Annotated in this window: 18 protein-coding genes and 1 pseudogene; 12 read left to right on the top strand and 7 right to left on the bottom strand. The window is 44.5% G+C overall.

Going from position 1 to position 21124, the window contains the following annotated elements:
* Nucleotides 1-264 precede the first annotated feature (264 nt).
* From L4D05_RS12425 to L4D05_RS12405, 5 genes are all read left to right on the top strand, one after another.
* The gene (locus L4D05_RS12425; protein ID WP_428794195.1) at nucleotides 265-648 is read left to right on the top strand and encodes a hypothetical protein; all 384 of its coding nucleotides are present in this window, start codon (nucleotides 265-267) and stop codon (nucleotides 646-648) included.
* A 117-nt stretch (nucleotides 649-765) separates the two neighbouring features.
* Nucleotides 766-2394 carry a hypothetical protein gene (locus L4D05_RS12420; RefSeq protein ID WP_428794194.1) on the top strand — a complete coding sequence of 543 codons (1629 nt, stop codon included), beginning with the start codon at nucleotides 766-768 and terminating at the stop codon, nucleotides 2392-2394.
* A gap of 199 nt (nucleotides 2395-2593) precedes the next feature.
* Nucleotides 2594-3682 (top strand): linear amide C-N hydrolase, encoded by a 1089-nt coding sequence (locus L4D05_RS12415; RefSeq protein WP_428794193.1) that lies wholly within the window; start codon nucleotides 2594-2596, stop codon nucleotides 3680-3682.
* A gap of 215 nt (nucleotides 3683-3897) precedes the next feature.
* Nucleotides 3898-4806, top strand: a complete 909-nt coding sequence (locus tag L4D05_RS12410; protein WP_428794192.1) for a hypothetical protein — start codon at nucleotides 3898-3900, stop codon at nucleotides 4804-4806.
* A gap of 24 nt (nucleotides 4807-4830) precedes the next feature.
* Nucleotides 4831-5361, top strand: a complete 531-nt coding sequence (locus tag L4D05_RS12405; protein WP_428794191.1) for a GNAT family N-acetyltransferase — start codon at nucleotides 4831-4833, stop codon at nucleotides 5359-5361.
* Nucleotides 5362-5439: 78 nt separating this feature from the next.
* On the opposite strand, the gene L4D05_RS12400 is transcribed toward L4D05_RS12405, so the two are convergent.
* The 3 genes from L4D05_RS12400 to L4D05_RS12390 all read right to left on the bottom strand — a co-directional run bounded on the left by L4D05_RS12400 (nucleotide 5440) and on the right by L4D05_RS12390 (nucleotide 7727).
* Entirely contained in the window at nucleotides 5440-6009 is a 570-nt protein-coding gene (locus tag L4D05_RS12400; protein ID WP_428794190.1) for a DUF4136 domain-containing protein, read from the bottom strand.
* Between the two features lie 165 nt (nucleotides 6010-6174).
* Nucleotides 6175-6954: a lipid-binding SYLF domain-containing protein gene (locus L4D05_RS12395; RefSeq protein WP_428794189.1), complete on the bottom strand. Its 780-nt coding sequence runs from the start codon at nucleotides 6952-6954 to the stop codon at nucleotides 6175-6177.
* 191 nt (nucleotides 6955-7145) lie between these two features.
* The gene (locus tag L4D05_RS12390; RefSeq protein WP_428794188.1) at nucleotides 7146-7727 is read right to left on the bottom strand and encodes a class I SAM-dependent DNA methyltransferase; all 582 of its coding nucleotides are present in this window, start codon (nucleotides 7725-7727) and stop codon (nucleotides 7146-7148) included.
* 182 nt (nucleotides 7728-7909) lie between these two features.
* Here L4D05_RS12390 and L4D05_RS12385 point away from each other — a divergent pair, with 182 nt between their 5' ends.
* Nucleotides 7910-8788 carry a LysR family transcriptional regulator gene (locus tag L4D05_RS12385; protein WP_265675461.1) on the top strand — a complete coding sequence of 293 codons (879 nt, stop codon included), beginning with the start codon at nucleotides 7910-7912 and terminating at the stop codon, nucleotides 8786-8788.
* 278 nt (nucleotides 8789-9066) lie between these two features.
* A pseudogene (locus L4D05_RS12380) lies at nucleotides 9067-9705 on the top strand (cation efflux transmembrane domain-containing protein); the annotation flags it as partial.
* Nucleotides 9706-9837: 132 nt separating this feature from the next.
* On the opposite strand, the gene L4D05_RS12375 reads toward L4D05_RS12380, so the two are convergent.
* Nucleotides 9838-10533 (bottom strand): START domain-containing protein, encoded by a 696-nt coding sequence (locus L4D05_RS12375; protein WP_428794187.1) that lies wholly within the window; start codon nucleotides 10531-10533, stop codon nucleotides 9838-9840.
* Nucleotides 10534-10622: 89 nt separating this feature from the next.
* Nucleotides 10623-11534 (bottom strand): aromatic amino acid DMT transporter YddG, encoded by a 912-nt coding sequence (gene yddG, locus L4D05_RS12370; RefSeq protein WP_428753220.1) that lies wholly within the window; start codon nucleotides 11532-11534, stop codon nucleotides 10623-10625.
* 202 nt (nucleotides 11535-11736) lie between these two features.
* On the opposite strand from yddG, the gene L4D05_RS12365 reads away from it, so the two are divergent.
* Nucleotides 11737-13269, top strand: a complete 1533-nt coding sequence (locus L4D05_RS12365; RefSeq protein WP_428794186.1) for a phospholipase D family protein — start codon at nucleotides 11737-11739, stop codon at nucleotides 13267-13269.
* A 45-nt stretch (nucleotides 13270-13314) separates the two neighbouring features.
* Here the strand turns inward: L4D05_RS12365 and L4D05_RS12360 are convergent, their stop codons facing one another.
* Entirely contained in the window at nucleotides 13315-13914 is a 600-nt protein-coding gene (locus L4D05_RS12360; RefSeq protein WP_428794185.1) for a TetR/AcrR family transcriptional regulator, read from the bottom strand.
* A gap of 83 nt (nucleotides 13915-13997) precedes the next feature.
* On the opposite strand from L4D05_RS12360, the gene L4D05_RS12355 reads away from it, so the two are divergent.
* Entirely contained in the window at nucleotides 13998-14528 is a 531-nt protein-coding gene (locus tag L4D05_RS12355; protein WP_428753040.1) for a dihydrofolate reductase family protein, read from the top strand.
* Between the two features lie 54 nt (nucleotides 14529-14582).
* Here the strand turns inward: L4D05_RS12355 and melR are convergent, their stop codons facing one another.
* Complete coding sequence (gene melR, locus L4D05_RS12350) at nucleotides 14583-15587, bottom strand: transcriptional regulator MelR (protein WP_428794184.1); 1005 nt, start codon at nucleotides 15585-15587, stop codon at nucleotides 14583-14585.
* Between the two features lie 325 nt (nucleotides 15588-15912).
* Here melR and L4D05_RS12345 point away from each other — a divergent pair, with 325 nt between their 5' ends.
* From L4D05_RS12345 to L4D05_RS12335, 3 genes are all read left to right on the top strand, one after another.
* Nucleotides 15913-17265 carry an alpha-glucosidase/alpha-galactosidase gene (locus L4D05_RS12345; protein WP_428794183.1) on the top strand — a complete coding sequence of 451 codons (1353 nt, stop codon included), beginning with the start codon at nucleotides 15913-15915 and terminating at the stop codon, nucleotides 17263-17265.
* A 95-nt stretch (nucleotides 17266-17360) separates the two neighbouring features.
* Entirely contained in the window at nucleotides 17361-18788 is a 1428-nt protein-coding gene (gene melB / locus L4D05_RS12340; protein WP_428794182.1) for a melibiose:sodium transporter MelB, read from the top strand.
* Between the two features lie 97 nt (nucleotides 18789-18885).
* Entirely contained in the window at nucleotides 18886-21096 is a 2211-nt protein-coding gene (locus tag L4D05_RS12335) for a hypothetical protein (protein ID WP_428794181.1), read from the top strand.
* Nucleotides 21097-21124 lie beyond the last annotated feature (28 nt).

Raw genomic sequence — 21124 nt, 5'->3', positions numbered from 1 at the left:
GCGATAGATAGAATCTTTCACCCTTCTTTTCACACATTCTTCAACACTAAGCCTCCTGCTTTAGCTCCTGTGGCCTAGCGCGCGTTTAATTCAACTTTCATTTTTAAACAAGTTAGTTTTTATGTGAAACCCGTAAAGAAACGCGCTGCAATTTTGAAATAGTTCTGCCACCTCCCCGCCATAACATTGACCGCGAAAACATTGACCACAAGAACATCAAAAGAAAAAGCATAAATCACATTAATACAAATTGGAGTAATACAAATGAATACGACCCTAAGGTCAACTAGCATTGCCTGTGCTTTATTGCTACTGGCAGGATGTAACACCTCCTCAAATGAAAGTGAGTCAGAATCCATCGACAAGACAAGAAAGTCACTATTAGTGATGATTGATGGTGCGCGCTACGAAGCCATCCTCAACGCCTCTACCCCTAACTTAGACCAGCTTGCCATTTCACAAGCCTACACTGGAGGTATATCCAACACGCTGTCACAATCTGGAACAAGTACGGTGGAAGGCGAATCAACACTGTGGACGGGAAGCTGGCACACTATTCAAAAATCAGGCGAAAACGGTTTCAAAACGATCTGGCAGCACCTGAAAGAAGACAAGCCTAATATGTCGATTGGTCTATACCCTAATTGACCCATTTTCGACTATGTTAATTTTGACCTAAGTGATATTCAGCATAAGGAAGCCTTTCGTACGGGCACAAGTCGCGAAGCAGAACATGACAATGCACAAATCGTCGCCGATAAAATTTTGTCAGGTAACTACGACGCTTTATTTACGACGATTGATATGGTCGACTATTCTGGGCATTGTAATTACGGCAACAGCGGCGGGGCTTGGTCTGACGATTATGTCGCGACGATAGAAGAAGCGGACCAAGTATTTGGCTACATGTTAGATGCAGTAAAGGCAAGAGAAGCACAACACAACGAAGACTGGCTTGTGATGGTTGCCCCTGACCATGGTTTTAACCGTCAAAAAGACAATGGTTCTGTTGACTGCGCTCATGGTTCGCAAGACATCGACGCAAAAAAAATCTGGGTTGCATCAAACCAACAACCACTACTTAATCAACAGTTTAAACAGCCATTAAACAATATCGGTAACCGAGATAAAGATGGCCTCTATCGCTATGTGGCTCAAACCGATGTCACGCCTACCATCCTTACTTGGCACCAACTCTCTCTTGAACCTGAGTGGGAGATTGAAGGGACCCCTCTCATTGGCGACGTTGGCGTTCGCGGATTGTTTGTTTCAAGTGAGCAAGAAACCAACCGTGTCAGCATCACTTTTACCGCCTCCAACAACCTGCCAGTTCAACTGCTCGCCAACGGAAAAGAAATGGCACAAATAACCGATGCTGTGACCGGTGAAGTCTATACCTTCGACTATATCGCCAAAGATTTAGAACCGGGTAACCACCAAATCACTTACACCTTAATCAACAATACTATTCCTAAATCCATCACAACGAATATTACCGTTGTCGATCACGTGGACTTTGACGACTTACCTTTTGCGTCCATTACGTCACTATACAGTTTTGATGATGACCTCACGAGTAACAGCATCTCTGGTGGCAATGCATTAATCAAAACGGGTGAACCAACAATTTCTTCAGTGTCAGGTAAATATAATAATGCGCTGTACCATATTCGCTCATTTAATAACGATTTACTTTTAGAAGACACCATCACCAACACTGACAAGTTTTCAATCTCACTATGGTTTGCCGGAGACGGCTCTTCCTACGACCCGGCAGTGCTTACCAATAAACGCTGGACCTCCAGCGCCAATGGTATTGTACTCGCTCAACTCAACGACAGTTTAAAGCTTCAGGTCGGAATGGATGGTGAAGGCAGCTGCTGCTTCGTACAACTTCCTTATACGCCAACAACTAACCCAAATAACTTGCAATGGAATCTACTGGTCATTGGGGTAGATAAAACTCAACCTTGGGATAACGGAGAAGGTCATGGCGTCATGACATTCGGCGTTTATGACGCAGATAATAAGTTGCAATATGGTAGCGTCAATTTAACAGGTGACCGAAATAATACCATCCATACAGAACTACCATGGCTGTTCAATAATGACCATGCCCAAGCTCATAATACTGGTCACGCCGCGCTGCTTGACGAAGTGATTATTTGGAGCGACACAATGCTGTCACCGGGTGAAGCCGTTGCACTAGGCACCTCTGAACACTCAGTGACGAGTAAAATAGTTAATAAACCAGCCATAACGTACTCTGCATCATTGAACAGTATTGACTATATTGGCGAGAGCCCAAATCTCACTGAGGGTGAGAAAAAATCCGAAGCGTTTTGGCAACGTCGCCGACAAATGGAGGAACTACGAGCTGAACTCACGCCTTAACCCTTAAAAGATAGATATCGACTTCATTAAGAACCCTTTTTTCCCCCCTCACTTCATAGGGTTCTTTTCGTCGAACCATCACGTTATTCGTTCAATTTTATATTTCATCAATACTAAGGTTATTGGCGACAATTGGTATTGCATACGGCGAAATTAGGTCTAACATCAGAGGAGGATTCCTTATTGTTTACTAACTATCATGAAGAAAATACTGTTTGCTTTACTGCTCTCCTCCAACGCTCTAATACCTGCGCAGGCGTGTACTGGGATTTCACTCTCCGCTCTTGATAACAGCCACATTCAGGCCAGAACCATCGAGTGGGGGGAAAGTAACCTCAATAGTCGGCTGATTGTTTCTCCTCGAGATTACGCCTTTACCTCAACCATGCCCGACCAACAAGCTGGGTTGACATGGCGCAGCCGGTATGGGTTTGTTGGTATCTCGGTCAGCGATGATCGTTTTATCGGCGAGGGGGTAAATGAAGCAGGTCTAAATGCAGGATTGTTTTACTTTAAAGGCTACGGTTCACTCACGCCTTTTGACCCTAACCACGTGAAAAATAATATCACCGACATGGACTTTGTCCGTTGGATGCTTTCTAATTTCAAGACCGTTGAAGAAGTCAAAGCGGCGCTAAATACCATTAATATCGTCACGGTGTATCTTGATAAAGATGGCCAACCATCGCCGACTGCTCACTGGCGCGTCACAGATAAGAGTGGTAAAAGCATTGTCATTGAGATCATGAACCAAGGTGAAATTAACATCTACGATAACAACGTTGGCGTTCTGACCAACTCACCCACCTTCCCTTGGCACGTCACCAATTTAAATAACTACGTTAATTTGCAGCCAGGCAGCAGTGCGCCTCGTCAATTTGGTGATGCTAAAGCCACTTCCTTTGGTATTGGCACGGGATTTTTAGGGTTGCCAGGCGACATCACCCCGCCTTCTCGCTTTGTACGTGCAGCATTCTATGTCAGCACAGCGCCAGCTTCTAAAACAGCAGACCAAGCAATCTCACAAGCGTTCCATATTCTAAATAACTTTGATATTCCCATTGGCAGTGAATTTAACAATGAACATCGTGCGCACATCCCTGACTTACCTAGTGCGACACAGTGGACATCGGCGATTGACCAAAGCAATGGCTTTCTCTATTACAAAACCATGTATGATAGCCAAATCAAAAAAGTGGACGTTAACAGCATCGACTTTAATACCGAAAATGAAAAAGCCTACCCACTAGACAATGGGCAATTTAACGTTAAAGCTATCAAACTCTAGCCTAACGCCAAACTCAACATCCGATCTTTCGGCGCTCTAGATTCACGCTAGTGCGCCGATATGTAATCAATTCCTCCCCCCCCCCAAAAAAAAAATTGCCGAGTTTTGCTACTAAGTTATCGAGCATACTCACAAGGTATACGGTTGTCTTTTACTCTCTGCTCAACATTCGTTATGTTGTAACCTCTATGGATGCTTTATGGACAAACTCACACATGGATAAACTCATCGCGCTATCTCGCTTGTTATTTGCGCTTGCCTTAATCGCACTTGCAGCATCAATCTATTCCTTTACTCAAGAAGCAAGACAATTACGCACCGAGCTACCTGCACTGTTGGCGCAAGTAGATACGACAGCACAACGTATCACCCCTGTCATAGAAGAAATCAATAACCTGCAATCCATTGTGCCGTCCATTTTGGCGCAAAGCGCAGAGTACCAAAGATTAGTGCCCGAAGTACTACAACGTATTGACGACATTAACCAACAACTGCCAATTGTTGTCGGCGAAGTTGCACGAGTACGTGATGCGATCCAACCTATTCTCGCCCAGAGTGAGGCGTGGCATAGTTCATTACCCAGCGTCCTAAAACAAGTCGACTATACCAATCAAACGGTTCGTCAAACGAATCAACAAATTAACAAAGTGAACAAGCAAATACCTGATGTTTTGGCAGAAAGCGCAGCACTTCGAAAAGAGGTACCTGAAATCATTGTTCAAGCAGAAGGGTTGGTCGCTCAAGCTGAGCAAGCGGGTCGAGAAGCAAGCAAGGGTGCTGTTTCTGGTGTCATTGGCGGCATTCTCAACTCTCCTTTTCAATTAGTCGACAAAATTACCGACGTGTCTTCAGATACCTTTGGGTTAAAGCAAGATAAGAGCTATACCGACGGAGATAGAGATAAACACAAAGCCGCACTAACAAAATTGATGAAAACACCCAAAAAAGGCCACTCTACACGTTGGTCTAATTCTCGTTCAGGCAATAGTGGTGAAGTCATCATCCAGTCGGTGAGCAATGAGAGTGACGCAATCTGTTACAGCATTTTAAGCCGCCTTAACATTGCGAGAGGCCCAGATAAAGGCACACATAACGTCATTACAGACAAGTGTGTTGAAGACTAATACGTTCACAACCTGAGGTAAGAAATGACCATAGAGTACATCAAAGATAGCGCTGTTGAGGAAACATTAAATCAGCAATTAATTACCTTGCTGAGCGCTTGTTTCACAAAACCCAGTGACGAGCGATTTAAAACACAACGCTATTACAATGAGATGCCCGCTCATCGCTGGTATATAAAAGACTCTAAATCCAACCTGTTGGTTGCTCACCTTGCTGTGCACGAGAAGTATGTTTATCACAATGCAAAACCGATTGTCATTGGCGGCATTGCGGAGGTTTGTGTTCATCCCGAGCACAGGGGGCAAGGTTATGTGAAACAACTACTTGAGCACGCGCATATAAAGATGGCGCAACTGGGAATGCAGTATTCGATTCTATTTGGTCGTGATGAAGTCTATTCATCCAGCGGCTACAAACGGGTCACCAATTTTTTCCTAATGGATAAGTCGATGTTAATGCCCGGTACTAACATCTCAGCAATGGTACGCCCCATTCCGCTACAAGGTAGCGCATGGCCAACCAGCCGAGTAGAGCTTAGAGGATTGACATTCTGACCGGTAAATACAACCGTGCCCTGCTCGTTGGCAGGGCACGGTTGTATTTACCAGCTATCGGATTCTTCGCGTTCTCAGCTATGGCTTAGCGGGGACATTTTTCATCATTGAACCTATAATTTGCGCCATCTCTGCTCGCTGATCCGGGTCTTCTATACGGCGCTCGGTTGGCCCTTGCGCTAAGACTCGCCAACGGGGAAAGTCGCCTAACGGCGCAAAGGCTGCGATATATAAGCTGCCTTTTTCACCACTTTCGCCCGGTTCGGCCGCGACTTGAATACCCGTCGAAATTTGCGTGCTGGCAAAAATATCATCATCCGTCATCTTCGATTCTGTCGCGATACCAAATTCCATCCACATCTGCGGTGATTGCGAAGGCGCCACTTTTACAAACCCTTTATTAAGCAGTTCTTGGTCAATAAGACTTTGAATCACAGAGAGATATTCTTTAGCATCTATTTCTTTGGAAACATGGGCTACGGCCGCGTCTGATTTCCAAGAATAGGTATTGGGTTTGCTGGCTGGCAAAAATGAAAAATCACCTGTGGTAGCAATACCATAAGAAAAATCGGCTTGAGGTGGAGTAACCGTGGTGCAACCCATTATAAGTAAGCCACTCATAATGAATACTAGTAATGATGACTTCATACTCGTGCTCTTTTTTTACTCAATTATCGTCTAATACTAATTCACGTTTTGACAAGTGCCTAGTAAAAACAACCACTTTGCCAGTACGCTGTTCGCGTGATTGTTGCCATTACTGTTACGGTTGTACTAGTTTCTAGTGGTATACGTAGCTATTGGTATACGTAGCTATTGATACACCGCACGGTAAGCAATGCCTTCTAATCGTTTACGCAGCGTTTGAGCATAGCCTTGGTCACTATCATAGCGCTCCAGAATCTGTAAGATATCAACATCATCGCCATAAAGCGCTTGATTAAGAGGTTGGTTTAACTTGATTTGAAAGGTATCAATGCTGCCACCGAAATACAGCCCTGTATTCTCAGACACCATCATGGCTGAAATGCCACTGGTGCCACCCACCACTTTACCGCTAACACCCGACCCAATGGTTAAGTCCGCTGTCCCACCCATTTTGATTGGCTGTTGTACTAGATCATCCACCACCTCGTCTGACAAGATCACCCCAATACCACCAATTTTTTGCGCCCCAGCCAGTAAGCCAAACATAAAGCTCGTAAACTCGACAAAAACAGGCTCACTCCATTGATGTTCATGCCTAGTTAGCAATATTCCCTCTCCCCATTGTGCACCCACAAGAAATCCGGCCTGCCCGCCTATAGGAAAAATAACCACGGCTTGGGCAACCCCTGTCAAACGCTTCACCGATTGCCAGTGAGCAGTAGAATCAAACTTATCAATTTCCTCTGCCGCTAGCGCGATAACCTTAGAGGCTCGCTTGGCTTCTTCACTTTGAGGAGGTCTAGTAGAAGTATCAATGCTGGAAGTATTGGCTTGCAACGATTGCGTATTCAATGCCATTACATCATCTGAAGCCAATGTTGAAACACTAAGAAGAGATAGACCGAACACGAGCGTACGGCTTAAAAGAAGAGGTAGGTCGCGCATAACTGACTCCAAAGAGGGATTGGAGCATATAGTATCAAGAAAAAGTGGCGCTGATTACGCCACCTATTAACAATGTTGCCACTTTAACCCAAGTCTGACATTAATCTAGACTAACATTAATCCAAACTAACATTAACCCAGACTAAGAATTCGCGACAACAGCGCAATGAACATGAACAGTGAGTAATGCGTTACTTACGCCCCACGCCCATCAGTACTGAACGTGTACCTGAGTCAGTTTCAACCTCAAATGGCACCGATACGGTCACGCTTTCAAAGCCAGCATTAAGTAATATCGTCTCTGCTCGTCGTGTTGTCATACCGTAATCAAGGTCATCACTGTCCACCGCCCAGTCCCAGTGAACAAATAAACCGTATTCGTCGAGCAAGGTATAGATAATATTCGCGGTTTCCTGAGGATTGCCAAGAAAGCCGCATACAGAAGACGCCACCACTAAATCAAATTGATTACGAAATGCTGGATGCTGAGCGACTAAACCGCGTGTCAGGAAGTCAACCACAGGTTCAACATTCACTAACGCTTTTTTGTCCAACTCTTCAATCATTGATTCAGAGCCATCTAATGCGATGATTTGTTTCGTACATGGCGACATTAACTGGCTTAGCAACCCAGTACCACAACCAAAATCTAGCACCGTCTTGCGGGTCAGAGAGGTGATTGCCGTTAACTCTTCAAAACAAGATTGAGCAAAAACTGCCGTCGCTTGATTGTTTTCCCATGTCGCTGCGTACTCATCCCAATCGTTTGACATCGTTCACTCCATTTATTTCATCAGTATTGGTTACAGATCCCACACTGATTTTAATTCCTTAATCTCTGGCCCTAGATTAAACCAGAATACCCGCCAATTCCTAGTGTTATCTTCGTAATCTTTGCGATACATGCTATGATTTTACCCTGCATTTATTGCCGAAATTTTATCATTGGATGACTATGAACTTTACTCAAATTGAAGCGTTTTGTGCCGTCGCCGAAACAGGTTCGGTATCTGCTGCTGCTCGCCAGATCGACTGCAATAGAACCAAACTCAGCATGGCAATTAAAGCGTTAGAGAAAGATCTCGGGACAGAACTCTTTGTTCGCACCGGCAACAATGTCACCTTGTCTGAAACTGGAAAAGCCATTTATAAAGACTGTGAGAATTTACTGATCACCTCCGATAGAATTCGCAAAACATGCGCGCAGATCTCCGGAGAATTTGCGACAGAAGTGTGGATCGCTCACGACGACTCGCTTCCAGACACACTATGGCAAGATCTCACCGTACAAATTAACCAAAACTTTCCTGCCATTTCATTTAACGTTGTCTTAGCCTCTTCTGGTGATTTATCCGCTTTGGTCGAAAAAGGTCAAGTGGACTTCGCGTTTGGTGTCGACTACGAACGTATCGATGATCCTAGAATTGTCTATCAACCGCTAGGTAAAATCCGCATGATGTCGGTATGTCGTTCTGACCATAAGCTGTCGAAATTACCCCGTGTTTCCGACGACGTTTTGCGTAACTCTATGCAAGTCTCGTTAGCCTATCTAAACGAAAAAGCGAACCCTGAATTGCTGCCTTTTTCCTTGAAATACATCGGGTTTTCAAGCTTCGAATATATGCTCAAAACCATTATCTCTGAAGGCGCGTGGGGAGTGCTACCTGAGCCTCTCATTCGTCAATATCTTCGTGAACAAAAGCTGTCGGTTATCAAGCACACTTACGGGCTCAACCAGGAAGACTTTTGTATGTTCACCGCCGCAGGAATGTCCGAACACCCTGCGATGACGTGGACAGCGGATCAAATCAGTGATTATCTTTTTGCCTTTTAAGTAGTTAAACCTATCTCTCTTTTCAGTGAACAGCCTTCTGCTAAAACATGCTGATCATCCCTAACGACAGACGCTCATCACTATTTCTCCACTTTATATCCACCTTCCATCAGTGACCGTCAGTATTTGTGACACCGAAATAACCACCTTATACTATTGAATTTAATAGAAAAATTACATAGTCACTCATATCACCACCTACTAACTTCTTAACTATTGTTTGAAATAACACCACATAGAGCAAACAATAGACTTAGAAATTAAATAAGGTATATGGTATGCGCCCGAACAATGGAAATAGTGAAACAAGAACGCTAACAGTCTCAGCCTTTATTGCTACAGTCTTTGCTGTTGGTGGTTTAGTTGTAGGATTGGTAATGGGCTCTCTTGTCATCGCTTTTGACGGAGTGTATTCATTAGTCAGCTTGCTGTTAACATTATTGTCACTGGCAGCGGCAAACCAATTAAAAAATAATCAGAGCATGTTATCTCTGCTTGGCCGCAATCGTGTTGAAGCCATCGTGATAGCCATTAAAGCGTCAGTGATTCTATTGATAGTCAGTGTCTCTTTGTACTCGGCCGTCTCTGCCATGTTTACTGGTGGACGTCCAATTGACACCTCTGTAGCAACGATTTTTGGCGTATTAAACGTACTCGGCTGTGGTTATGCATGGTGGTACATTGAAAACAAAAACAAGGCTTTGTCTTCAAATTTAATTAACGCTGAATCAAAACAGTGGCAAATGGACACCATGCTTAGTGTTGCGGTGACTGCAGGCTTTATTGTGGCTTGGTTTGTCGAGCAAACACCATGGGCAAGTTATAGCATCTACGCAGACCCTATGATGATGATTCTAATGTCAGCCTACTTTATTAAAGTACCTGCTGTGATGCTAAAAGAAGCGTTCACTCAGCTTGCGATTGAAAGAACAAAGCGCGAACGCCAAAACCGCCAATCGCGAGCCACACGCACAGCGGCAAGTAAACGAGTTGCTCCAAGTAAACGAGTAGCGACAACAAGCGCCTAAATAAGCTTTAAAAGTCTGCCTTTAATCAACAACATTAGGATGAGAGAGATGCTGGTAATGCCGTATCTCTCTTTTTAATCCCTTGAACGTTTCAATCGCCCCATCAATGGCTAGCTGATTCACTAACCAGTCAGGGAGTGCTCCCCCTGGATCGGCAAAAGCGGTATACATAATAAATACCTGCCCATCGCCTAACTTAGTTAACTCCCAACGAGACTTCACTTGAGTAATACGAACAAAGCCAGCTTGCTTGGCAAGATAATCAGATGCGTCCCGTATCTCCAATACAAAACGTTTACCTTGCTGGTAGTAGCGAGAATACGTCACCATATCACGATCTAACGCAGGCCACGGTGCAGCGAACGTCGTGTAAACAATATTTTCATTGACCGATAGTTGTGACAACACCTTAGTTTGATCGACGTTATGCAGCCACGTCGGCACATGCTCAGTATCTTCAAAAAGGAGCAAGAACCCACTAAAAGTTGTCTCCACATCAGCATGAACTCGAATTTCGACCAGCCCATCCTTATGCTCTCGTTTATACAAGGTGATCGCATCTTGGTTGTAACTCACGAGCCAAGGCTTACGTTGTGTCTGGACAAACGTTGTTGTTTCCGCAAGCGTTTCTGTTGATTTGGCGAAACAGACTATGGGGAAAACCACCATAGCCAACAGCATTAAACGAATACCTTGCTGTAATTGATATAGGTACAATAATCCATCCCTGTCAAAGATAACCCACTCTATCCATTACGTTAGTTTAACAAAGCGCTTTTCGCGAACTAATGACCAACACCAAATATCTACGTATTACTCACCGTTTTAGTTTTCTCTCTCGTCGCCCAATAGCATGTCAAAGACCCTACGGTCACCATGATCACGCCTTGCCAAAATGACGCGCCTAGAGCCACTGATAAATAAAATGAAGAGAAAATAGTCGATAGCACTGGGGTAAAATAGGAGAACGTCGCTAATAACATCATATTGCCGCCTATAATGGCGTGATTCCATAACGCATACCCTGCTCCCATAACCGCCCCGGCAAGCAGCAAAGTCAACACAGACGGCAAAGAAAACGTCATGCCTTGCTCATCACTCAAGGCATACTGAACCCATAATACACTCGCCGTGGCAATGAAAAACAACACAATAGCATTTTTGCCATTGCTCATTATCGGCGTAATATTGCAATATACCGCCCAAATAAACGCTGCTGACACTGCCATAAAATAGCTAGTTGGATTTGAGGCGATATTCTTCATAATAAGTGCAAGCGATAACCCTTCATCGCCTGTAATACACCAAACCACACCAAAAAATGCCAGCAGCACACTTGGATAGACCATAATATTAATATGGCGCTTACTCATAACAACCGCAAATAGCACGGTCAATGCTGGCCACAAATAATTAATGACCGCCATTTCTATGGCCTGATGGCGATCGTTAGCCATTCCTAATGCTAACGCAAGAAAAATCTCGTAAGTAACAAATAAACCCCCTCCGACTATCAAGTATTTAACCGAAAAGTCTTTTGGCTTAGGTACACCCATTACGAGCGTTAAAGCAATAGCACTGACCGTATACAATAATGCCGCACCACCAATAGGTCCAAACAGCTCAGCAATATTACGAGTCAATGCGAGTAAACCACTCCAAAGTAATATCGCACTGATACCAAAAAGCGTGTATTTATTCGAGCCTAATCCCGCCATCATATCTCCTAATATCTAAACTCAGCACCCACACCAAAAGAGTTATAAGCAAGCACTATGCAACTTATGACGTTTCAATTAACCTTTACCATGCAGGTGTGAAAAATATCCGTCAAATCCTTGGAGATACAGTGCATTTGCATTTAGAAGTGGCTAAACTCGCCGTGCATTTTTTACTATTCTCGTGACCAACACTTTAACTATGTCCTACTTTTTGTCTATAAAAAAACTCTTACCCCTCATGTTTATTGTGATGCTTAGTGGCTGTGTATCCTCAAGCATTGACCCGTCACGATATGAAAAAACCACTTCATATACGCTCATCAACGACGAACCAACTCGACTGGATCAATATTTCGAACGTGAAGTGGCTTCACACTCATTAACAAAAGAAACTGGATTTTATCCACTTGATAAAGGGCACGACGCATTACTTGCCCGACTCGCTATCATTGAAACTGCACAATCAAGTATTGATGTGCAGTACTATATTTTCCGCGATGACACCGCAGGTAACCTCATTGCTTGGCGTTTATTTGAAGCGGCAGAGCGTGGCGTGCGTGTTAGGCTGCTTCTCGATGACATGCAAAATTACGACGACAGTGACTTAGTACGATTTAGTAGCCATCCCAACATCGAAGTCCGCATGTTTAATCCACATCACCTGCGCACGGCTCGCGGACTTGCTATGCTCAGTGACTTCGAACGTTTAAACCACCGTATGCACAATAAGTCCTTAACCGTCGATGGCGTCGCCTCCATCATCGGAGGACGAAATGTCGGCAACGAATACTACTCCATTGAATCTAATGTGGAGTTTGCCGATTTGGATCTTCTCCTAGTGGGTAAAGCCGTCAGACAAGTCAACCGACAGTACGATCTTTATTGGAATAGTGATTATTCAATCCCCATTGAATGGCTAACCGACAACCAATTGCAATATACCGACGCCGATGTGGATGCGTGGGTGCAAGCACAAGGCTTAGAAGAAAAGTTTTCCGGTGGTGCACATGACTTTGCCAAACTGCCCCTTTACAGTGACTTGCTCAATGGCACTATTAAGCTGTATTGGGGCGAGGGGGATCTCCTTTATGATCTCCCAGATAAACCAGACAGTAAACGAAGCACACTTATCGATAGCCTCGGCGCTGTCATTAATGAAGGTAAAACGTCACTGGTCCTTATTTCCCCCTACTTTGTCCCCACAGAATCTGGTGTGACTGAGTTTGTCCAAGCAGTAAAGGACGGGCGTGAGGTAATCATTATTACCAACTCGCTAGCCTCAAACGACGTCTTTGCAGTACACGGTTGGTATGCCAAATACCGACAAGACCTTGTCGAAGGGGGGGTGCAACTTTGGGAAGTCAAATCTAACGCCGAAATTAAGAAGAACTGGAGCTTAACCGGTAGCAGCCGTTCTAGTTTACATACCAAAGCGATTGTAATAGATAAACGGAAGATTTTCGTTGGTTCAATGAATTGGGATCCACGATCTGCCGATCTCAACACTGAAATGGGTGTCGTCATTGAGCAGCCCGAGTACGCACACAAAGTTTACCTAGAAATTATGAAGGAAATACCCAACACCGCCTATCAAATTGAAGTGGTTGATGGCAATACCATCTGGGTTGACCATTCCACGGGTGAAAAGCTCACTACTGAACCTGACGCCAGCATATGGCGAAGAATGGGGGCTTGGTTCAGCGGCATCCTACCAATTGAAGAGCAACTCTAACACCTAACGCATTAACACGACCTTCAACGCCAACCCACACTTCGGCTATACGCTGGCGTTGGAGGTCAAATTACAGCCCGTCGTTGCCGTTGGGGATAACGCTTGCAGATACAACGACATAGAGCCGTCATAAATCGCCTTTTTTTCCTCTCGTTCAATAGTGGTAAACTGCATCGAAAATGCAAAACCATGTAAGTAGTCCGCAAATAAGTTCACAGCATGTCTCTTTGCATCCCCCACTAAACCAATATCAGAAATCACTTGCTCAAATCGAGTCATGAATACCTCAGCAGGCCCACTGCTGCGCATTTTTAATAGCGTTTCAAGTAAGCCCGGATAATCACTTAACAACGTAAGGTAGCTCCAACCTAATTCGGTCAGTTCTTCTTGCCAGGGTGCTAACCCTGCAGGCTGATAAATGCCTTCAACAAGCGAAATGGCCACCCCCTCCAACAATTCCTCTTTATTGCTAAAGTAGTAATAGATAGCCATAGCATCAACGCCAAGCTCCGCCGCTAGCTTTCGAATACTTGGCACAGACCCTTGTTGCTGCATCAGTGTCTTAGCGGTGTCTACAATCATTTTCTGACTTAGGTTGGGGCCTGATTTAGAAGGGCGGCCACGTTTCTTTGGCTTGACAGTCATATGAGTTCCTAGCTAAACTTATTTTCTACACTGTAGAATTATATGTTAAACCTCACCTTTTTCAAACTACGGAGTCTACAATAATGGCTAACATCGTTTATATTGCTACCAGCCTAGACGGCTTTATAGCTGATAAAAACAATAACCTAGAGTGGCTTCACGACGTTCCAAACCCCGAAGGATCTGATTTTGGATTTGTCGACTTTATGGATCGTATTGATGCCCTAGTCATGGGACGTAATACTCTGGACGTCGTGCTCAGTTTTGATTGCGAGTGGCCCTACTCTAAGCCTGTTTTTGTACTCAGTAATACAATGAAAGAAGTGCCAAAAGGGTACGAAGGTAAAGTATTTTTAATAAACGGTGACCTAAACGACATCGTCAAAGACTTAAACACACGAGGTTACCACGACCTTTATATTGATGGTGGAGTCACGATTCAAAACTTCTTACAAGCAGACCTGATTGATGAAATGATTATTACCACCATCCCAATTTTGCTTGGCGGAGGGATTTCTCTGTTCGGTTCACTGGATAAACCAATAAAATTTAAGCATCTCTCAGCGCAACGTTATGCCGACTGCATTGTTAAGAATCGATATATTAAGGCGTAGCAACAGCGCAGTTTTTCTGTAAGGGAGAAACGCACTTTATGGCGAGACACCCTGCTAGTTACCCATCACCCCCAAAGGGCGCTTACCATCGCAAGCGCCTTTTTCTAAATCATATAAAGGGCTACTGCCATGGTTACTCCAACGATGATCTTCCCTCGCAAGCTTGCGGTACTGAGTGGGAGTGACACCAATATACGTTTGAAAAGTTTCGTAGAAACGACTACTCGAGTTAAAACCAACGGTCAACGAGACATCGAGTATGGTTCGGTCGGTATCGCTTAGTAGCGCACGTGCATGATTAATGCGCATAGCGGTTATGTATTGCTTAATCGTCATCTGCATGGTGCGTTGAAACACATTCATGGCGTAATTAGCATGCAGGCCGATATGCTCCGCAATATCTTTAATCGTTAGAGGCTGATTATGATGTGTAGCAATGTATTCCAACATTTGACTCACGTAGAATTGCGAGTGCTTAGATACCCCTTTATTGGTCGATTTATCTTGTTTATTGATCAGCAATTGTCGCCAGCCATCTAGACAAACTCGTTTTAGCATCAACCCAATTTCATCAATCGCCAGTTGCTGACGGCTTTCGGACGGGTGATTCATTTCTTCTGCCCATCGAGCAATCTCAAATTCACTGATCAGCGAAGCTGAATTAGATTGTAATACGCTACCATGGGTGATTTGGTTCACTAAGTCTCGGCTTAGCGTCCAAGACATAAAATGGTGAATCGGAATATTGATGATACCCATGTTATGGCTTTGACCCGGGTTTGTCAGCCGATGGGGGACTGATGCCCAAAACACACCAATCGTGTCACTTTTGACAACAACAGGACTACCATTAATGATGTATTCCACATCATCCCCAAATGGAATATTCACCTCAACTTGCCCATGCCAATGGTAACCCGGCATAGAATGGGGTGGCCGCAGTTCAATATCAATTTTCTCATAAGAAGAATAAAGCGACAGAGGACTGACCGAAACCGTATCTGAAGAATACTTTTCTTGAGTGATCACTTTAAGGGCATCTTGGTCGTACTGTTGCATTTATCACTCCTTAGGAAGTTGTATAAAAGAATCTTAACCAGTTACTAAAAATAAAACTCTGAAGGTGATCATAGAGCGGAACTACCCTGATTCATAAGATCTTGTTTATGTGATTAAAGTCAGTACGTTAACTGAAAATCAACAGTTATTTCACCCGTACTATCCGCAAAAACAACAAAGTTATCCTATTTCCTAAGATTTTAATTTTTCCAAGTTGAAATATTAGTAAATGGGAGAGTGATTGGTTTATCTGAGACGAATTCCCCCTTGCGCAAGGTGTACCTTATCTCCATCGAAACAGAACGTTAAGAGATAGGATTCAACTATGAAAACCCCTAAAATTACCTTCATCGGTGCTGGCTCCACCATTTTCGTTAAAAACATTCTGGGTGATGTTTTCCACAAGCCTGCGCTTAAACAAGCACAAATTGCATTGATGGATATCGATGAACTGCGTCTAGAAGAATCTCACCTAGTCGTCGGTAAACTCATGGAGTCAGCAGGAGCCACCGGCACCATCACCTGTCACCTTAACCAAAAAGAAGCGCTAAAAGACGCGGACTTTGTGGTGATTGCTTTCCAAATTGGTGGCTATGAACCCTGTACAGTCATCGACTTTGACGTCTGCAAACGCCACGGCTTAGAGCAGACTATTGCCGACACATTAGGCCCTGGCGGCATTATGCGATCGCTACGTACCATTCCCCACCTCTGGAGTGTATGTGAAGACATGACAGAAGTATGTCCAGATGCCACCATGTTGAATTATGTCAACCCAATGGCGATGAATACATGGGCGATGTATGAAAAATACCCGCATATTAAGCAAGTTGGTCTGTGCCATTCCGTACAAGGCACCGCCGAAGAACTTGCCCGCGATTTGGATATCGATTATGCCGATCTTCGCTACACGTGCGCAGGGATTAACCACATGGCTTATTACCTGACTTTAGAGAAAAAAACACCGCAAGGTCACTACGTCGACATCTATCCCGATCTTCTTGAAGCGTTTGAAAGTGGCAAAGCACCAAAACCAGGCCTTCACCACAACGGGCGCTGCACAAACCTCGTTCGCTACGAAATGTTTAAGAAGCTTGGCTACTTTGTCACAGAGTCATCGGAACATTTTTCTGAATACACGCCATATTTTATCAAACCAAATCGCCCAGATTTAATAGAACGTTATAAAGTGCCACTGGATGAATATCCTAAACGCTGTGTAGAACAAATTGCTGATTGGAAACAAGACTTACAATCCTTTAAGAACGCGGATCAAATTGTGGTTCAAGAATCGCATGAGTACGCGAGCACAATTATGAACTCTATCTTGACAGGTACACCAAGCGTAATTTACGGCAACGTAAAAAATGAAGCCTTAATTGACAACCTACCTCAAGGCTGTTGTGTCGAAGTAGCGTGTTTGGTGGATGCGAACGGCGTTCAACCACTAAAAGCGGGTCGCCTACCAAACCACTTAGCGGCGTTGATGCAAACCAACATCAATGTTCAAACTCTATTAACAGAAGCGATTCTTACCGAGAATCGCGACCGAATTTACCATGCTGCGCTGCTTGATCCTCACACCGCAACCGTACTTGGGCTAGAAGAGATATATGCACTGGTTGATGACCTCATCGAAGCTCATGGCGATTGGTTGCCAAGTTGGGTTCATCAGTAATGTCATTTCAAAAATAATAATTTAGCTATTAATAATTTAACTAATAATAACGTGAACATCAGCGCCCTCTCAAAGAGAGGGCGTAAGGAGCAACAATGAGTATTTCTATGAATACCAAGCTAAGCTACGGCTTTGGCGCATTCGGCAAGGACTTTGCCATCACGATCGTCTACATGTACCTCATGTTCTATTACACCGACGTGGTTGGGATCTCGGCAGCTGCTGTCGGAACCATCTTTCTTGTGGCCCGTATTTGGGACGCGGTGAATGACCCTATCATGGGCTGGATCGTCAACAACACGCGCAGTCGATGGGGCAAGTTTAAGCCATGGATCTTAATCGGTACTATTGCCAATTCTGTCGTACTCATTCTACTATTTAGTGCCCATTACATCGAAGGGCCGTGGCTTATCGCCTATGTTGCTGTCACTTATATTCTTTGGGGCATGACCTATACATTAATGGACATTCCTTTCTGGTCCCTCGTACCAACGTTAACGCTCGATAAACGCGAACGTGAAGAACTGGTTCCCTACCCTAGATTCTTTGCTAGCTTGGCATGGATCGTCACCGCTGCGATTGCGATGCCATTTATTAATTACGTCGGCGGCGACGATAAAGGCTTCGGATTTCAAATTTTCACCTTTTTACTGATCGCCTGTTTCTTAGTCTCAACCTTTATCACATTACGTAACGTAAAAGAACGCTACTCAACCGCCAATTTAGACGCTACGCAGCCGGAAGAAAAAGTATCGCTGAAAAAGTTGCTCACGCTAATCTACAAAAATGACCAACTCACCAGCGTGCTCTGTATGGCGCTGTCATACAACTTAGCGACCAACATCATTATGGCGTTTGCGGTGTACTACTTCACCTATGTCGTTGGCAATGAAGCCTTATTCCCTTACTACATGGCTTATGCAGGCATCGCCAATCTCATTACTCTGGTGCTATTCCCTAAACTGGCGCAAATGTTTTCACGCCGCGTCTTATGGGCCTGCGCATCTAGCTTTCCAATCCTAGGCAGTGCTGTCCTTATCTATGTCGGCATGTACGACAAACAAAGCATCCTACTGATTTCAACAGCAGGTGTGTTACTGCAAATTGGTACGGCCTTATTTTGGGTGTTGAATGTTATTATGGTCGCAGACACCGTTGACTACGGCGAATACAAACTGGGATCGCGCTGCGAAAGCATTGCTTACTCAGTACAAACGTTGGTGGTCAAAGCTGGCTCTGCGTTTGCCGCATTCTTCATCGGTATTGCGCTCACCGCAGTGAATTATATTCCGAATGTAGAGCAAAGCGCTGACACCGTATTCGGCATGCAGTGCATCATGGTAGGACTACCCGCATTCTTCTTTGCTATCGCCCTCATCATTTACTTCCGCTACTACAAGCTAAACGGCGCTTATCACCAGCAGATTCAAGACCATCTGACTGAAAAGTACGATCACGTTACCCATGACCGCTCTGACCACGAAAAACCAACGAAACCAGCAGAGCCAGCGCAAGTGCTATAAAACCTAAACCAAAATCAGTACAGATTGTTCAATCTGTACTGATGCACTAACACGTCAAACATCGGCTAGTCATTCCACTTCCAATAAAGAGAACAGTATGAAACGTAAAGTCCTTGCATCCGCAATCACTTTTGCCCTCACACTATCTAGCGGGGCAATTGCACAACAAAACGACAATATAATTGTCAACCCTAGCTTTGAAAACAAAGGCTTAGGCTGGAGCTATTGGTTCGCCAATATCAAAAGCGATCAAACCCATGAGGGGGAATACAGAGGCCGTATCGCACAAGGCCAAAACCATCACATCAGCCAAGAAGTAACTATCCCTGAAAGCGGCTACTACGATTTATCCGCGTTTATCGTCAGCCCAGGGCAAGACGCCACTCTCGCAATAACAAATTTGTACGATGAAATATTAGTGCGTGACAAAGTAAAACAAAGCTCGAAATATAAGCGCAATAAGCTTAAGCACATTCCTTTAGAGAAAGGAGAGCAACTGAAAGTCTGGTTCTCCGGTTCTAAGCGTGGTGGAGTAAGTGTGGATAGTGTCGGGCTAATTAAAAATAACAAAAATAAACCGCTCAATTTCAATCAGATCATTCAGTTTTCAGCTCACGAACAAGTCGGGGCAACCAACCTCAATAAAAAGTCCAAGCAAATAACGTTCTACGTACCTTACGGTACTGATTTAAGCCATATCACCATTGACGACATACTGATCTCATCAAGCAGTCAACTATCGCTGAAAAGTGGCGATACGGTTGATTTTACTCAGCCAGTGCGCGCCATCGTGACAGACAAAAAAGGCAATAAACAGCGATGGACAATCAAAGCCATCGAAAAAGAAAAACAAGTGGTCGTCACCTCTTCCAATCAAAAGCTGCAAGATTCCTTCGAGTGGGCGATGGATAAAACCCGCCGCTTTGTGATGACAGGGCAACATGATTTACTCAACCGTGATGAGTTCAATAACGATGGGGACGGAACCGCTGACTACATTCCTTCTTATTGGGCCGGCTACTTTGATCGAACCGCATTCTATTCACGGGATTTTTTACACCAAGCCAGCGGGGCAAAAATTGCGGGGCTGGATCTCGAAAACTTCTCTATGTTCAAGACCTTTGCTAAACACGCTACCGAATCGAGAAAGTGGTACACATTATGGGCAATTAACTTCGACGGTTCGGCCCACACCATCGACTACAAAGATGACGACTGGTTTGTGCGTGAGGTGCCCGCACAATTCGAGTTTGTAGAAAAAGCGTGGCAGCAGTACCAATGGACGGGTGATACGCGCTACATTGAAGACGAAGACTTATGGCGCTTCTACACCAAGGTGCTTACCGACTATATCGAGTTGCATGACGACCAAGATCCCAATGGCATTGCTGAAGGTTACGGCGGTATTTTTGAAGGCTCCGCCACTTACAACGAGCGTGGGGAATTCCCAATTGAAGCCGGAGATGGCATTGGCTCGCAGTATCAAGCTACGGTCGCCTATTCCGCCATGCTAGAAGCAAGAGAAGAATACAGTGAAGCTGCGGTGTGGCGCGAAAAAGCACAGCAACTCAAAACTTACTTTAATGAAGATTGGAGTATCGCCGATCCCGATAAGCCGCTGGACAACTACGTCAATATTGTTCAAAGAGACGGTTTCCGAATGAACGATTTTGGCAAAGAAAACAGCTGGTTTATGCCGATGAAACGTATCACCGAACCCGGTGAGCGCAACGACAGGTACCTAGACTTTATTGCAGAGAATTTGGGCGATGGTATCGGGACAACACCGGAAGCACCAAATAACATTGAAGCCTACACGTATATCCCTGAAACCTACTTCCCATACAACCGAAATAACGAAGCGTGGAAGTGGATGCAGTACATTATGGATATCAAGGACCAGCCGCACGAACGACCAACGCAGGGCACCAACGGCGATTACCCTGAGATCTCTTTCACCTTCATCTCCAATACCATTGAAGGCTTAATGGGGATTAAACCCGACGCGGCGAACCACAAATTAGTGACAGCGTCACATTTGCCGAGTGATATTGACTGGCTAGAAGCGACACAACTGCCAATGGGCAATCATGAGGTGACTATTCGCCATGATGGATTGCACCAATCAACACTCACTAACGATTCAACACAAACATTACAATGGGAAGCTTGGTTCTATGGTGACTATGCATCACTAACCGTAGACGGACAATCCATCAAAACCGAACAAAAGCAAGTTAACGGGCAAACCGTCAGCTATGTGACGGTTTCAGTATCCGCCAATGAGACAAGGGCTGTGAAAAAATAGCCTCTAAAAGACTCCAGCCCAATATCTA

It is taken from the genome of Vibrio nomapromontoriensis, from assembly GCF_050337205.1.
Classification (GTDB): Bacteria; Pseudomonadota; Gammaproteobacteria; order Enterobacterales; family Vibrionaceae; genus Vibrio; species Vibrio nomapromontoriensis.
This window is presented reverse-complemented; position numbering and strand designations above follow the sequence as displayed.